General features: G+C 46.4%; 15 protein-coding genes. 10 read left to right on the forward strand and 5 right to left on the reverse strand.

What is annotated here, in order from left to right:
- Positions 1-36: 36 nt before the first annotated feature.
- Positions 37-708 carry a zinc metallopeptidase gene (locus tag JOD82_RS05935; protein WP_023988023.1) on the reverse strand — a complete coding sequence of 224 codons (672 nt, stop codon included), beginning with the start codon at positions 706-708 and terminating at the stop codon, positions 37-39.
- A 42-nt stretch (positions 709-750) separates the two neighbouring features.
- Complete coding sequence (locus JOD82_RS05940) at positions 751-1,182, reverse strand: MerR family transcriptional regulator (RefSeq protein ID WP_049816952.1); 432 nt, start codon at positions 1,180-1,182, stop codon at positions 751-753.
- Between the two features lie 294 nt (positions 1,183-1,476).
- On the opposite strand from JOD82_RS05940, the gene JOD82_RS05945 reads away from it, so the two are divergent.
- The 4 genes from JOD82_RS05945 (at position 1,477) to JOD82_RS05960 (ending at position 5,562) form a co-directional block, all read left to right on the forward strand.
- A complete protein-coding gene (locus tag JOD82_RS05945; protein ID WP_029516714.1) occupies positions 1,477-2,880 on the forward strand; it encodes an ammonium transporter in 1,404 nt (467 codons plus the stop codon).
- 48 nt (positions 2,881-2,928) lie between these two features.
- Positions 2,929-4,011: a DUF294 nucleotidyltransferase-like domain-containing protein gene (locus tag JOD82_RS05950; RefSeq protein WP_029516715.1), complete on the forward strand. Its 1,083-nt coding sequence runs from the start codon at positions 2,929-2,931 to the stop codon at positions 4,009-4,011.
- Positions 4,008-4,745, forward strand: a complete 738-nt coding sequence (locus JOD82_RS05955; RefSeq protein WP_029516716.1) for an exonuclease domain-containing protein — start codon at positions 4,008-4,010, stop codon at positions 4,743-4,745. Before JOD82_RS05950 ends, JOD82_RS05955 begins: the two co-directional genes overlap by 4 nt.
- A 172-nt stretch (positions 4,746-4,917) precedes the next feature.
- Complete coding sequence (locus tag JOD82_RS05960; protein ID WP_209947955.1) at positions 4,918-5,562, forward strand: TlpA family protein disulfide reductase; 645 nt, start codon at positions 4,918-4,920, stop codon at positions 5,560-5,562.
- Positions 5,563-5,601: 39 nt separating this feature from the next.
- On the opposite strand, the gene cimA is transcribed toward JOD82_RS05960, so the two are convergent.
- Positions 5,602-7,218, reverse strand: a complete 1,617-nt coding sequence (gene cimA / locus JOD82_RS05965) for a citramalate synthase (protein ID WP_029516718.1) — start codon at positions 7,216-7,218, stop codon at positions 5,602-5,604.
- Positions 7,219-7,511: 293 nt separating this feature from the next.
- Here cimA and JOD82_RS05970 point away from each other — a divergent pair, with 293 nt between their 5' ends.
- The 3 genes from JOD82_RS05970 to JOD82_RS05980 all read left to right on the forward strand — a co-directional run bounded on the left by JOD82_RS05970 (position 7,512) and on the right by JOD82_RS05980 (position 10,887).
- Positions 7,512-8,792, forward strand: coding sequence for a DNA polymerase IV (locus tag JOD82_RS05970; RefSeq protein ID WP_209947956.1), 1,281 nt, complete (start codon positions 7,512-7,514; stop codon positions 8,790-8,792).
- Positions 8,793-8,953: 161 nt separating this feature from the next.
- Entirely contained in the window at positions 8,954-9,196 is a 243-nt protein-coding gene (locus JOD82_RS05975) for a ferredoxin (RefSeq protein WP_013309730.1), read from the forward strand.
- Between the two features lie 266 nt (positions 9,197-9,462).
- On the forward strand, positions 9,463-10,887 hold the full coding sequence (locus JOD82_RS05980) for a L,D-transpeptidase (RefSeq protein WP_209947958.1): 1,425 nt from the start codon (positions 9,463-9,465) through the stop codon (positions 10,885-10,887).
- Between the two features lie 27 nt (positions 10,888-10,914).
- Here JOD82_RS05980 and JOD82_RS05985 read toward each other — a convergent pair whose 3' ends face one another.
- A complete protein-coding gene (locus JOD82_RS05985) occupies positions 10,915-11,061 on the reverse strand; it encodes a hypothetical protein (RefSeq protein ID WP_023988033.1) in 147 nt (48 codons plus the stop codon).
- Between the two features lie 217 nt (positions 11,062-11,278).
- Between JOD82_RS05985 and JOD82_RS05990 the strand changes: the two genes are divergently transcribed.
- From JOD82_RS05990 to JOD82_RS06000, 3 genes are read left to right on the forward strand one after another with little or no spacing between them, the layout of a single operon-like run.
- Positions 11,279-12,373 carry a quinone-dependent dihydroorotate dehydrogenase gene (locus tag JOD82_RS05990; RefSeq protein WP_061828594.1) on the forward strand — a complete coding sequence of 365 codons (1,095 nt, stop codon included), beginning with the start codon at positions 11,279-11,281 and terminating at the stop codon, positions 12,371-12,373.
- Positions 12,374-12,407: 34 nt separating this feature from the next.
- Positions 12,408-13,220: a GTP diphosphokinase gene (yjbM, locus tag JOD82_RS05995; protein WP_023988035.1), complete on the forward strand. Its 813-nt coding sequence runs from the start codon at positions 12,408-12,410 to the stop codon at positions 13,218-13,220.
- On the forward strand, positions 13,221-13,790 hold the full coding sequence (locus JOD82_RS06000; protein ID WP_209947960.1) for a DUF309 domain-containing protein: 570 nt from the start codon (positions 13,221-13,223) through the stop codon (positions 13,788-13,790). It abuts the gene before it with no gap.
- A gap of 84 nt (positions 13,791-13,874) precedes the next feature.
- On the opposite strand, the gene JOD82_RS06005 is transcribed toward JOD82_RS06000, so the two are convergent.
- The gene (locus JOD82_RS06005; RefSeq protein WP_013309735.1) at positions 13,875-14,402 is read right to left on the reverse strand and encodes a thioredoxin family protein; all 528 of its coding nucleotides are present in this window, start codon (positions 14,400-14,402) and stop codon (positions 13,875-13,877) included.
- Positions 14,403-14,448: the final 46 nt, after the last annotated feature.

The following is a 14,448-nucleotide window of genomic DNA, read 5'->3' on the forward strand; positions in this document are numbered from 1 at the left end:
TTGGTAGAGGAACAACCTTTTTTGCAACACAAGCAATTAATCCCGGCTGTTGAAGATACCGATTAAGCGGATTAGTTCCAGCAAGGAAACAAGAGCTGCAGCCACATAAGTTAATGCAGCAGCATTTAATACTTTGGCTATACCCCGTTCTTCATCACTACGGATAAACCCTTCCGAAACCATAATTTCTCGGGCCCGGTTGGAAGCATTAAATTCAACCGGTAATGTAATTAATTGAAAAGCAACAGTAGCCGAGAAAAAGATAATACCCAAGCCAATCAGGTTCGTGTAGCTGAATAAGAAACCGGCAATCAGCAGAAACGGTGCAATCCCAGAAGCGAAGTTTACGATCGGAAAGATCCGGTGACGGAGTGCCAGCATGGGATAATGCTCTTTATGCTGAATGGCATGACCAACCTCGTGACAAGCTACGGCAACTGCTGAAATGGATTTTTCATAATAAACGGGCTCGGACAGCCGTACGACTCTTTGCATTGGATCATAATGGTCAGATAACGCACCAGGTACTGGTTCAATAGGCACATCATGCAAACCATTGCGATCTAGCATATGCCGAGCTGCATCATAACCGGTCAACCCATTTTCATTTGGGACATCAGACCATTTATTAAAAGTACCTTTTACACGGAATTGCGCCCATAAGGATAATCCGAACGCAAGAATAATCAATATATACATACCCATCATAAAGCAACCCTCCAATATTGTTCATCATACTAGCCAGGGTATCTACATCATAGAACTATGCTCCAGCAGATACTTCAGAGCTTCGATACAAGCGGCGCTTTGTGGTAGTAGACCAGTAAGCAACTTGCGCGCTTGAACGGGCTTGAGCTGCCCCAAGAGAGGCTGTAGTTCATTGACTTCGCGTTCTAGACGCTGCATGTGCATCTCCAGACTCGTTAGTTTGTCAGTGACGTGCTCTTCCCCCGCAACCGAGTTCCATTTAATCAGTGTCTGTCTGATTTCCTCTAGGCTATACTTCTCTTGTTTCATTTGGTTAATACGTTCAAGCCTGTTTAAGGTTTCATCATTATAGAGCCGATAATTTTTCAATGATCGTTCTTCAGGTGTGATCAAACCAAGCTTTGTGTAATAATCAATAGTTCGTTCGCTGACACCAGCCGTCTTGGCTAGCTCACCAATTCGATACAGCTTCATATCCCCATCTGTCTTCACCTCGCGCTCTTCGTTCAACCTTCAATATTAGCATTTGCAAACGGAGTGTTTATAAAGAATATTTTACATGATTCCCAACCATACAGTCAAACGTTATGCTTTTTTTGAACAGAAACAAGCTACTTTTATAGTTAGTAAATATGACATGTAGTGTTTGGAACCATATTTTTTTAACATAATAAAAAAAATCTTGTCAACTTTCATGTATTCTGATTATAATGACAATAAGAATTTCACGAAATGTAAAGAAACTTAACATTCGAGGGAGTGGGCTTCATGAGAAAAAAGTGGTTAGTTGTATTATTGGCCATGCTGACAGTATTAGCTTTTCCGGTAGGTGCGTTTGCTGCTGACGGTCCGACAAATATTCAACTTCAAGCAGGGCTAAACACGGCCTTTACGTTCTTGGCATTTATACTTGTATTTTTTATGCAAGCGGGATTTGCATTGCTGGAGGCAGGCTCGACTCGAATGAAGAATGCGGGTCATGTCGCTGGTAAAACGATTCTCACCACGGGTGTTGCGGCTTTGTCCTTCTGGGCACTTGGATTTGGATTCGGCTTTGGTAATGATGGCGGAAACGGATTTATGGGACTGACGGGTTTCTTCATGAGTGGTACGGATGCGGCTGCATCGTTTGATGCTCTCTCAGGTCTGGATGTTCCGATTACAATTATGTTTTTGTTCCACTTTGCTTTCGCTGCGGTATCACTTTCTATCGCATGTGGGGGGATGGCAGAGCGTGCAAAATTAAGTGTATACATTATTTTCGGTATTTTGTTCTCCATCGTGATTTATCCGGTTGTAGCTCACTGGGTGTGGGGCGGTGGATGGCTTGGTAAGTTGGGGATGCAGGATTATGCCGGTTCGACGGTAGTCCATTTGACAGGCGCTACGGCAGCACTCGTCGCTACCCTGCTGCTCAAACCGCGTCTGGGCAAGTTTAATAAAGATGGCAAGCCGAACATTATCCCTGGTCATAACCAGGTGTACTCTATCTTGGGTGTTATTATTCTCTGGTTTGGTTGGTTTGGGTTTAACCCGGGTAGTGCTGTATCAGCTATGAACGACGGATTCTTTGGATATGTGGCCTTGACTACCAATATTGCTGCTGCGGCAGGTGGGGTTTTCGCTTTGCTCGTATCCTGGATGGTATATGGAAAAGCAGATATTCCTGCTATGCTAAACGGTGTGCTGGCGGCTTTGGTTGCTATTACTGGTTCTTGTGCCTTTGTAGCACCTTGGGCGGCATTGGTCATTGGTGCAGTTGCAGGGATCGTTACTTTCTTCACAGCGCAATGGTTCGAGCGTGCAAGAGTAGACGACCCGGTATATGCTTTCTCCGTGCACGGTGTTGCAGGGATGTGGGGCGCAGTGTCCACAGGGTTCTTCGCTACTCCTGAGCTTGTAAAAATAACTGGTGTAGGTCAAGCGGGTCTGTTCTATGGTGGTGGATTTACCCAATTAGGAGTACAGCTGCTTGGACTGATTGGCACTTTGGCTTTCGTGTTTGTCATTTCCTTCATTATTCTGGGTGCGATGAAAGCGATTATGGGTATTCGCGTTACAGAAGAGGAAGAAACAATGGGATTGGATATCAGTGAACACGGTACGTACGGCTATCCTGAGCAAATGAAGTTGGTTGCTGAGGCTGAAAAGCGTTCTGGAATTGTGAACTAATATGTAAAATATAAAGAACCAGTATGGATGAGCGGAGGAGATGGAAGTATGGAACTGCAAAATATGGCCCCTTGGGTGAGTTCCGCCGAAGCGATTGATCATGCAGATACACCTGAATCGCTAAGGCGGGCCAGGGTCGACTCTCAAAAATGGTTGCTGGCTTCTCAAGCCTCCGCTCCGTTATCAGACTGGTTACAAACGGCGAATGAAATGCATGACCGCATCGCGGCCAGAGCTGTACAAATGTGCGAAAAAGGGATGGTTGAGGATGGCTTCGGCCCTCCTCCCGTCCCTTACGCATTTATAGCCTTCGGAAGCATGGGGCGCTCGGAATCAACGCTGTGGAGTGACCAGGATAACGGTATGATTATCAGTGACACGATATCTGCCGACAAAGAATTATATTTTAGAGAGTTTGGTCGCAAAGTGTCTGCGATGTTAGAGTATTTGGGATATCCCAAATGTGAGGGGAAAGTAATGTGCTCGGAGCCGTTGTGGCGTCAAACATTATCTGAATGGCAAAAACAGCTAACAAAATGGTCGGACGATTTTGCTTGGGAGCCGATCCGTTATCTGATTATCTCGTCTGATATGAGGCATATCGCTGGAGATGAACGACTATCTGCAAACTGGAAACGAAGTTTTTATGAGTTGTTCCGAATACATCCTGATTTACCCTCGGCGGTACTTAGGAACACGGTGAGGCATAAAGCGACACTTAACATTTTAGGTCAGGTTGTTACCGAGCGCTTCGGTGAGCATGCGGGCGATTTTGATGTGAAATACGGGTTGTACATTCCGCTGGTGAACGCAGTCCGTTTTTTGGCGTTGCAACATGGTGTAGAGGAAACCTCCACCTTCAAAAGGCTCAGTCGTCTCGCATCACTGGAAGCGGCACCGTTGCCTTTACTCGATGCTTGCGAGCGTGCCTTTCGGATTGCGCTTCAGCTACGAATGGCTACACCAGTGAAGGAGAATGATGGATTGCTGGTCAGCAATGGCTACCTGGCTGTAAAGCCGCTGAAACAAGGTAAAGGCTGGCATGAGTTGCGCGAGGCGCTTTCGACGGTACGACGGTTGCATCGTGCGTTGCAAAGGCAGTTGCGATTTATGGAAGGGAGAAGGTCATGAAGGAACCAGCGCAGGGAAGTGGCTTCTGGAGCGCTCTCCGCAGAGGAGGAGTGCCGTCTGCGATCGCATCTGTAATGGGGGCTCCTACGGCTCAACAGATGGCGTTTATTCGCTCCTTAACCCGGGAGCAACGGCGCTCTGAAGTATTGCGGACCCCGCTGGATCGTTTGGAGACGGTAGTTTTTGATCTGGAGACAACGGGATTTTCAGCACAGCATGGAGATGAGATTTTATCGTTCGGGGCGATTCGGGTTGTCGGGGACATGATTATGGAAAAAGAGCAGTTTTATACGCTTGTTAATCCACGGACTGTGATTCCTGAGTACATTACCGAACTAACTGGGATTACCCGGGAAATGACGGATGAAGCTCCACCACTTATGAATGGACTGCACGACTTTATGTCCTTTGTAGGTGGGCGAGTACTTGTAGCACATGCTAGCGCTCATGATAAGGCCTTTTTGAATGCTGCGTTATGGAAAACATCTAAAGTTCAATTGACTCATCGTGTTCTGGATACGATGATGCTTGCCAAATGGCTTGAGCCACAGCAACATCAAACCTACAGTTTGGATGAATTGTTGACCTATCAATCCATTCCGATTGAAGGGCGGCACCATGCGTTAGAGGATGCGAAAATGACGGCTAAGCTGTGGGTTGCTTATGTTCAGGAAATGTTGAAGCGTAATGTGACCAATTTGGCAGATGTCTACGCGCATTTAAGTCATGCCTGATTCAGTACAAGGCATAGCATTCATATACACATCAAAACAGCAAGTTCGCGATTTCGTGGGTTTGCTGTTTTTTTTGCGTCCTGTTCAGATTTAGAAGGTTAGAGGTGGGAACAGTATGGGCATCCTATGGAGAAGGTAAGGGCCATTCAGATGAAAGACAGGTGATAAGACTGTGAAAAAATTTCTTTTCATCAGAGCGATAATTATACTGGTTGTGGTTGGGGCTTCATGGGGAGTTATTGCAAACACAACTTATGCAGCAACCCTGTCCATGGAAAATGCACTATTAAAAGAGGAATACGGTAGAGAAAGACTTGAAGCTGAGAAAGAGGTAGAGGCTGAAACAGATGCGGTAGAGGTAATGAAAAAGATAAAGCCTGGTCAACGGCTTCCTTCTATGATTTTAAAGGGGTTAAACGGCAAGACCTACGATGTAGGGGCCACGCGCAATAAGGCTTTGGTTATTAGCTTTTGGGCTTCATGGTGCGATCCGTGCCGATTAGAAGCGCCTATGCTGAATGAGTTGTATAGTAAGTACAAAGATGATGTAGATGTGTATGGTATCAATGTAACTCGTTATGATCGATTGGAGGATGTACAGAAGTTTTCCCGCTCTTTGGATCTCCAGTTTCCCATTTTACTTGATGAGCAAGGAGTATTGTTTGAACGAGTTGGAGGGGTGGCTTTTCCAACTCATGTAATGGTTGATCCTCATGGACAGGTCAGCGAAATCATCATCGGCATGCTCAGTGAGCAGGAGTTGGAACGCAAAATAGAAACTCTTCAAAAAAAGAAGGTGTCTTTGGGAGCCGAGTAGACCGCCAAAGGCACCTTATAAGCTAATGCGAGCAACTGATTAATGATTAACTAATCCATGATGAGTAAGCTCTGACTGATCGTTTGTTGGAGTTGGTGCTTCCAACAATGCGTAACGGAAGCTGTCCAAGAGAGCTTCCCAGCTGGCTTCAATTACATTTTCGGATACGCCTACGTTACTCCAGACGTCCTCGTAATTTTTAGACTCAATGAGCACACGTACCTTGGCGGCGGTGGCATCCTTTTCGTCAAGCACACGTACCTTGTAGTCGGCCAAATGCATGTCCCGCAAAGCAGGGAAATATTGAGAAAGAGCCTTGCGGAGTGCGTTATCGAGCGCGTTGACAGGACCGTTGCCTTCAGCTGCAGTATAGACACTCGTCCCTGCGACATTCAGTTTCAAGAATGCCTCGGATACGACCGGGCGACCGGCTGTTTTCTCTACCAGCACTTTGAAGGACTCAAAAGAAAACATTTCCTTCACTTCACCACCTGCTTCACGAATGAGCAGTTCCAGCGAAGCGTCCGCGCCTTCAAACTGGTATCCCTGATGCTCCAGTTCCTTGATGCGGCTAATTACGCCACGTGCCTCATCACTGGATGGGTCAAGGGTGATGCCCAGCTCTTGCGCTTTGGATACCACGTTGCTTTGCCCGGCCAGTTCGGAGACCAAGACCCGCTGCTTGTTCCCCACAAGTTCAGGAGCGATGTGCTCATAAGTTCGCGAGTCGCGCAGAATGGCTGACACATGAATGCCCCCCTTATGGGCAAAAGCTGCATTGCCAACATAAGGCTGGTTCACAGGCATATTGACGTTGGCGACTTCACTCACAAAGCGGGCTGTATTGTGGAGTTGACTTAACTTCTCGGTATCTAGACAGTCGTAGCCCAGCTTAAGCTGCAAATTAGGAATGACGGAGCACAGGTTAGCGTTACCGCACCGTTCACCGTATCCGTTGATAGTACCCTGAACCTGCCTTGCGCCTGCTTGTACAGCACTTAGAGAGTTCGCTACTGCCAATTCGCAGTCATTGTGTGTATGAATACCCAACTGTGACCTCGTTATCTGGCTTTGCAGCATAGTGACAATATCCTGAATCTCATGCGGCAGGGTACCGCCGTTTGTATCGCACATCACGAGCCAATCCGCGCCTGCTTCTTCAGCTTTTTTCATAACGGCCATTGCATACTCGGGATTGTTTTTATATCCGTCAAAAAAATGTTCGGCATCAAAAATAACCTCCATGCCCCCTTGCTTTAAAAAGGCGATGGAGTCATAAATCATAGACAGATTTTCCTCCAGTGTCGTCTGTAAGGCAGTGTGTACATGAAAATCCCATGATTTACCCACAAGTGTAGCAGCCTGAGCGCCGGATTCCAGAATTCGTTGCAGATTGACATCCTGTGCTGCGATGCTATCTTTGCGGCGCGTGCTGCCGAAGGCGACAATCTTTGCCCGAAGGCCCAGTTCTTGTACCCGTTTGAAAAATTCGATATCCTTGCTGTTGCTTCCGGGAATCCCGCCTTCAATATAATGAACACCGAGATCATCGAGTTTTTTGGCGATTTTCAATTTGTCATCAGCAGACAAGCTAATTCCTTCTCCTTGAGTGCCGTCTCGCAGCGTTGTGTCAAAGATAGAAATAGCGGTGGACATGAGGGACTCCTCCTTTGCGGATTGCTCAGATTGGTGATGCTCTGCTTTTTTAAGCACATTAATTTAGTTGTTTAACGCTTAAAAACAGGAAAGCGTTAGTTTGTCGTGTTCGTATGTTAGTCGATTATATCAACTTATGACTTCAATTGTAATATATAATTATCATTTTTAGCCGCAAAACCTTTATTTTTTATGTAAAATAGAAATAGCATTTAAGGGTATTTCAAGTATAAAATCAAAACACATATTCCCGCGATGACGGGTGAATTTACAGTTAAAAAGAAGGGTTGAGCATGAAAGATGTCAGTGCTTATTATCCGGCTGGTGGACGAGTTATTCTGCATGTGGATATGAATGCATTTTATTGTTCCGTTCATGCAGCGGAGGAGCCGGAGAAATATAAGGGACTGCCTACCGCGGTGGCAGGCAGTAGTGAGCTGCGCAAAGGTGTAATTGTAACCTGCTCTTATGAAGCTCGACGATTGGGCATTTCAACAGGGATGGTCGTTCAGCAGGCTCGTCGGATCTGTCCGCAGCTCATCGTAATACAGCCTGATTTTCACTTGTATCGTCGTTATTCCAAGGCATTTATGAGTATTGCCTATTCATATACGCCTATGCTGGAAGCAACTTCAATTGATGAGTGCTATCTGGATATTTCTGGCTCCAAACAGTTTGGAACACCTATGGAAATTGCTGAGGAAATCCAGCGCAGAGTAGAGGACGAACTGGGTCTGCCCTGTTCAATTGGAGTTGCTCCCAACAAGTTGCTGGCCAAAATGGCCTCTGATCTGAAAAAACCACGCGGGATATCTATTCTACGTTTGCGTGATGTACCCAACATTTTGTGGAACCTTCCTTGTGGTCAATTGTTTGGTGTGGGCCGCAAAACGGCAGATAAGCTTCTACAAATGAACATTCGCACCATTGGACAACTAGCTAAGGCTGATGAGCATATGCTGGTTGGCGTATTTGGTGTGACGGGTTCGTGGTTAAAATTGGCCGCTAATGGGATTAACCATTCTCCAGTCAGCACTGAACGGGAGCCAAACAAGTCCATTGGTCACACGACTACCCTGCCTATGGATGTGGTAAAGCTGGCAGAAGCCCAACGGGTACTTCTTAACATTAGTGATCAGGTAGCCCGGCGGCTTCGACGACACGGTATGCTGGCAGGAGGTATACAATTGACGATTCGGACGCCGGATATGAAGACCTTTACGCGTTCTCAAGTCAGGAGCACTCCTACGGAAAGTGCAGAGGACATATATAAGGAAGCTTGTGCGTTGTATCGTCGCCATTGGGGAGAAGATAAGCCTGTGCGCTTGCTGGGGATTACGCTACAGCAGCTCATTCCAAAGGAGGAAGCGGCCGTTCAAATGGATCTATTTGAATACCAGGATCAGCCTAAGAAGGAAAGCTTATTGAAGACGATGGATGCACTGCGCGATAAGTTTGGTGAAAATGCAATTTTGACCGCTGGGATGCTGGGAGATGATCCTTCGGTACTTCTTCGCAACTCCAAGTTGCGCGGAACTTCGCTGCAAAAAGACAATCTACCAACTCCGGAGTGAAACTTTTGGGTAGATTATTGCAAGCATCACAAGCTACGTTATAAGTGTTTTTTGCATGAAGGATAAAGGAAAATAATTTGTAATAATATTGGGTTTGTATTAATATGTGAATAGAATGCAAAAGCTGGTTTGTTTGACTGTATAGGAGGAAGAGAAAAGTTATGGCTAAATACACTTGGGTAGAAAAAGATACATGCATTGCTTGCGGAGCGTGTGGCGCTACAGCACCAGACATTTATGATTATGATGATGAAGGTTTGGCAGAAGTGATCTTTGAAGGGGATGCAAACCAAGGCATCAAGGCGATCTCAGAAGATTTGTTTGATGATATGCAGGATGCTTGTGACGGTTGCCCTACAGATTCCATCAAAGTAGCAGACGAGCCGTTCAATAAAGAAGGTTAAGCGTAGGCTTCTTCGATAGGCACAGCACTGACAGCTCTCTTCGCCGTATAACGGTGAAAGTAAGCTGTTGGTGCTGTTTTTTTAGATTATAGAATGGTTCAGCGGAGCTGAACTATCCTATAATCGCAAGAAAAACTTCTGCCAAGCGCGGTCTGGCTTCCGTGAGAGTACGTCGATAGACATTTTTTTATGTGCTGTCCATCGAGTCTATTTTTGCCGATATACATAATAGGAAGTATGCAAGATTACACGATCAGGAGGATCCGATGAACCATTCGCCTCATCTTAAATCGTATGTAAAAAAACACCCTGATAATAAAATGGCCTGGTATTTACTCGGCAAAGAGTATGAGAGCAGCGGTCAGGAGGGCAAAGCAAATTATTGCTTTAATCGTGCAGGAGAAGTGTTCGAAGCCTTCGAGCATAAACAGATTCCGGCAGACGTATGGATGGAATATCAGGATAAACTGGTTCAAATGTCCAAGGAGAAGGAGCGAAGAACGGCTCGAACACGCCACCTGTTAACTGCGTTAATGGTACTACTGCTCATATGGGTTCCTTCAGCCAATTCACCGAGACCTTCAAATGAAAATGCATCTGTTCCATCTGGAACTGAGCAGGCAGCAATTGATAATATTGAAGTTACGAAAGTGGCCACTGCTGATCCGAAGGAGATGGTCCAGATCGGTGTGGTTGGTGGTGTGTTTACGGCTCAAGCTCGAAAAGGGAGTGGAGCTGGAACGGGGCTTACTGATTTGTTGGCTAAGACTAGCCGACTGCCGTCCAAGACTACGGTGTTGGGTATGGAGCAAGGGGGCTCATGGCTGCTCTGGAGAGAGGGTATGAAGCCCTTACTTAGTGTACAGAACAAAGGAAACGGTGGATTAGCTGTTCAGTCTTACGACGCCGCTGCGTGTGCTTGCAAGCCGTCAGACAGTGAAAATCTTCGCAAAGCAGGTCTAAAATGGGCTGCTGGACAGGAGGAATTAGCTGTGTTGAATAGCTCCATGCGTGCTTTTCGCTCACAGCATCAACGTCTTCCCCAGAGTCTTGATGAACTGACTCGAGACTTTCCCGCTAACACGATGTACGGTACGACAGACGAGATGAAGAAGGCTTTTACACCTATGCGTAATTTACTTGCTTCACCAGGACAGGGAACAGGGCAGGCAGTAGATTTAGACGCTGACTCGTCGGCCGAAAGTAGTCCATTACTGGCATCGTCATTGCACGGACGACCTTTTCTGGGGCAAACGCTGCGAATTGTGGTGGACAAATCCAAGCACAGGCTCGCCCTGGTAAGTGGGAATGTACTTATTCGAAATTATCCTATCGGTTTGGGCGGAGAGAAAACACCAGAAGGGAAGTTTGTGATTACCGATAAAGTAGTAAATCCGAACGGCAAATCCAACGGTGAGTTTGGTAGCCGTGGAATGCAACTGTCTGCATCGAATTATGCCATTCATGGCACGAACGAGCCGGACAGCATTGGCAAAAATGAGTCGTTGGGTTGCGTCCGAATGGGGAAAGAGGATGTGGAGGAATTGTTTGCACTCGTACCTTCGGGTACGGAGGTAGTTATTGGTAACGGGGGATTGCCTGATCAAGTGCTTGTGCCTGGTTCTCGATTTACAAGTGAGCCGCAGCATGACCAGACGAATCCCCGCAAAACCTATCACTGGCTAAATTAACGTTTTGATGCTATTGCTACTTGGTGTTTAACGATTTCCTGCTTGTGCTAAAACAATGACCAGAATAATCACAATGATGAGGAGAACAAAGCTGACAGCGGTCCATACAATCGCTTTCTTGTTCACCTCATCCTTTTTCTTTTGCAGACTGGGCGGCTTGCGCTTGGTCTTCATATCAGCAATCCCTCTTTTCTAACGGGCTAAGGTCTTGTCTTACTATGTCCATTGTAAATGGTTTGATTATACATTTTCAATGACATCTCCATGACAACTGAATTGTTCTGGAGCTACACCTCGCAAATTACTTTCTTTTTGGTATGGAAAAAGCTAAACTATTTTGTAGAGATGTTTTTTAGGATTGTGCAAGGGCATAGAACGGAGTGGATGAATCGTGTTGTATCGAAGGATTGCGAAACCTGTTTTTTTTAAAATGAGTCCAGAGACTGCCCATCATGTAGTCATTGACGGCTTAAAACATGCGGGCTCATTCCCTGGTGGAGCAGCGACACTGCGAGGGATGTACGGAGTCAAGGAAACGGAGGATCTTGCCGTTGATCTGTTTGGCATTCATTTTCCCAACCCGATTGGACTGGCTGCAGGACTGGATAAAAATGCAGAAGCGGTTACTGGTTTTTCTTCCATCGGGTTTGGATTTATGGAAGTGGGAACGGTGACACCTGTGGGACAGCCCGGCAATGATCGGCCCCGGTTGTTCCGACTGCCTCCCGATGAGGCGTTAGTCAATCGGATGGGCTTTAACAATCTGGGTGCTGAGAGCATGGCCAAACGTCTGGCTGCACTCAAACATCGACCTGTTCCGGTCGCAGTTAATATCGGCAAAAATAAAATCACGCCCAATGAGGATGCTCATAAGGACTATGAAAAGTGTATTTCCGCACTGTATCCGTATGCGGACTTCTTTGTAGTGAATATTAGCTCGCCGAATACGCCGGATTTGCGAAAGCTCCAGCATGGTAATGAACTGAAGTCGCTATTGGAAGCGGTTCGGGCAGAGATGGGAGTTCAGGCGAAAAAGTATGGCAATGCCAAGTCTGTACTGGTTAAAATTGCGCCAGATGTATCGGATGAGGAATTGGAATATATGACAGATGCGATTGCTGCCAGTGGAGTAGACGGCATTATTGCGACCAATACAACAATATCCAGAGCTGGTCTGACGCACCGAAATGCGAGTGAAACAGGAGGGCTGAGTGGTAAGCCGCTGCGTGACCGTTCCACAGAGGTCATCGGACGGGTGTACCGCCAGACGGAAGGTAAGCTGCCTATCATCGGATCAGGCGGCATCTTCACGAGTCGTGATGCCTATGACAAAATTAAAGCAGGCGCAAGCCTGATTGAAATTTATACAGCATTGATCTACGAAGGGCCGGAAGTAAATAGGGCTATACATGCTGGCCTGCGTGAGCTGCTTCGAAAGGACGGCTTTAGACACATTACCGAGGCTGTTGGTGCAGATCACAGATAAAAAAGCGTTGTCGGAAGAGACAGGAGGTACGGGGATGGACGGAAGAGACTGGGGAACATTTTTACTGCCATACGATCAGGCGGTGGAAGAGCTTAAGGTCAAGTTCAAAACAATGCGTGCGGAGCTGAAAAAGCGCGAGGAATACGCTCCTATCGAATTCGTAACCGGACGGGTTAAAAAAATATCAAGCATCCTCGATAAGGCGAAGAGATTACAGGTTCCTTCTGATCAGCTGGAGACGGGAATCGAGGATATTGCAGGCATTCGCATTATGTGTCAATTTGTAGAGGATATTCGGCGGGTGGCCGAATATATCAGAAGACGTAAGGATTTGACCGTACTGTATGAAAAGGACTATATCACCAATTATAAAGACAGCGGCTATCGCAGCTTTCATATGATTGTGGAGTATCCGGTTCAAACAGCAGTGGGGCTGAAAATTGTGCTGGCAGAAATTCAAATCCGTACTTTGGCTATGAATTTTTGGGCAACCATAGAGCATTCTCTTAGCTATAAGTATCGTGAAAGCTTGCCTGATAATATGCGCACACGATTAAAAAAGGCAGCTGAAGCAGCCTTTGTATTGGATAATGAGATGTCTTCTATGCGTCTTGAAATATTGGAAGCGCAGAAAAAGTTCGAGGATGAAGCCAATATCGTTTCTAAAGTGCTAACAGGTATGCACCGGCTGTATTTCTACCATAAGATCAGTGAAACGATTGATGCGCAGCGCAGATTTAATGAACTGTGGGAACGGCACGACATGGAAGGAATCAAGCTGCTTCACGATGAGGTCAAAGAGATGCTAGAAGCCTCTACCAAGGAAGAAGACAGGGATGAGTATTAAATGGCAAACCTTTCCTATGAACCGCTGTACGTGACTTATTTGGTGTACTTCAATCGGGATCGGGATTACTTTGAATGTCATGAGGTACTGGAAGAGCTGTGGCTTAAGCTGGACCGTGACCCTGTATATAAAGGTTTGCTGCAAGTTGCTGTAGGACTGTATCATTTCCGGAATGGTAACTATCGTGGTGGACATATGATGCTGAATAGTGCGGTCCACAGGTTGGAGCATGCTCCTTCGCAGGCGCTGGGCATTAATATGGCGAAGCTGGTGGACGAGGCGCGCGTTTGCGCCCGTCAGCTTGCTGACGTTGTTATGACTGGTACGGAAGAGCTTTCGCACCAACCGCCGGTTTATCGGGATATGACGATTGAAATCGTCGAGCCTGGGCTACGCCGGGCCGTGGAGAAGGCATCGTCGTCCATTCCAGTCAACATCCCGCAGCAGAGAGGTCCTCGGCGTGGGGAAAAGCATGAGCAGCGTCAGCAGGCGCTGGCAGCTTCAATTAGGCGAAGACAGGCAGCTGGCGGCTCAGGCTCTGTCTCGGCGGAAACGAAGGATACGCCTTGAGTTTGAAGCGCATGATAAGCAAGCAGCCCGATCCGTTTCATAAGGATCGGGCTGCTTTATCGTTTCAGGTGTGTGAACGTTTGACTAGGAGGTTACGTTCTTTTTATATTTCTCAAAGAAGGCTTTGAAATCGTCGAGTGTGTACCCATTGTCCGAAGGACTTTCCTTCAACCCGCCTACCATACGTTCCTTTTCCACGCCTTTTTCGTAATAAATGAGCGTAGGGGTATACTCAATCTTATACTTGTCCCAGCCATCCTCATACTCACGCAGGTTAAATTCGTGCATCGTAATGTTCTCCTGCTTGCTCAAAGGCAAGAGCTTAGGGGTAGTGGCGCGGCAATGCACACAGTCGGACGCGAAATGATAGACGAAGAAGTTTTCCTTTTTGTCAATTTTACTCTGTAGATCTTCCGGCTTAATAATTTGCTGATAGTTCGGGTCATTTAACAGCTCTTGAGTAGCAGGATTTAACGAGGCTGTGGAAACGCCATACAGCTTGTTTTTAGTGCCTGAATTTAAAGCGAGCAGCACTCCAAGCAAAATGACCAGCACAACAAAAAAGCCGATGACAGGTATAAGCTTTTTTTTGTTGGATTTTTGTGCGTTCAATGCAATCTCTCCTATCAAAATTCAAAATATGTAGCTATGAATCTTA

Origin of the sequence: Paenibacillus sp. 1182, assembly GCF_017833915.1 — a bacterium.
GTDB lineage: Bacteria > Bacillota > Bacilli > Paenibacillales > Paenibacillaceae > Paenibacillus > Paenibacillus polymyxa_D.

Coding starts and splice junctions, on each gene's coding strand:
- JOD82_RS05935 (WP_023988023.1), bottom strand. CDS start 708: ATGATGGGTATGTATATATTGATTATTCTTGCGTTCGGATTATCCTTA.
- JOD82_RS05940 (WP_049816952.1), bottom strand. CDS start 1,182: ATGAAGCTGTATCGAATTGGTGAGCTAGCCAAGACGGCTGGTGTCAGC.
- JOD82_RS05945 (WP_029516714.1), top strand. CDS start 1,477: ATGAGAAAAAAGTGGTTAGTTGTATTATTGGCCATGCTGACAGTATTA.
- JOD82_RS05950 (WP_029516715.1), top strand. CDS start 2,929: ATGGAACTGCAAAATATGGCCCCTTGGGTGAGTTCCGCCGAAGCGATT.
- JOD82_RS05955 (WP_029516716.1), top strand. CDS start 4,008: ATGAAGGAACCAGCGCAGGGAAGTGGCTTCTGGAGCGCTCTCCGCAGA.
- cimA (WP_029516718.1), bottom strand. CDS start 7,218: ATGTCCACCGCTATTTCTATCTTTGACACAACGCTGCGAGACGGCACT.
- JOD82_RS05970 (WP_209947956.1), top strand. CDS start 7,512: ATGAAAGATGTCAGTGCTTATTATCCGGCTGGTGGACGAGTTATTCTG.
- JOD82_RS05975 (WP_013309730.1), top strand. CDS start 8,954: ATGGCTAAATACACTTGGGTAGAAAAAGATACATGCATTGCTTGCGGA.
- JOD82_RS05980 (WP_209947958.1), top strand. CDS start 9,463: ATGAACCATTCGCCTCATCTTAAATCGTATGTAAAAAAACACCCTGAT.
- JOD82_RS05985 (WP_023988033.1), bottom strand. CDS start 11,061: ATGAAGACCAAGCGCAAGCCGCCCAGTCTGCAAAAGAAAAAGGATGAG.
- yjbM (WP_023988035.1), top strand. CDS start 12,408: ATGGACGGAAGAGACTGGGGAACATTTTTACTGCCATACGATCAGGCG.
- JOD82_RS06000 (WP_209947960.1), top strand. CDS start 13,221: ATGGCAAACCTTTCCTATGAACCGCTGTACGTGACTTATTTGGTGTAC.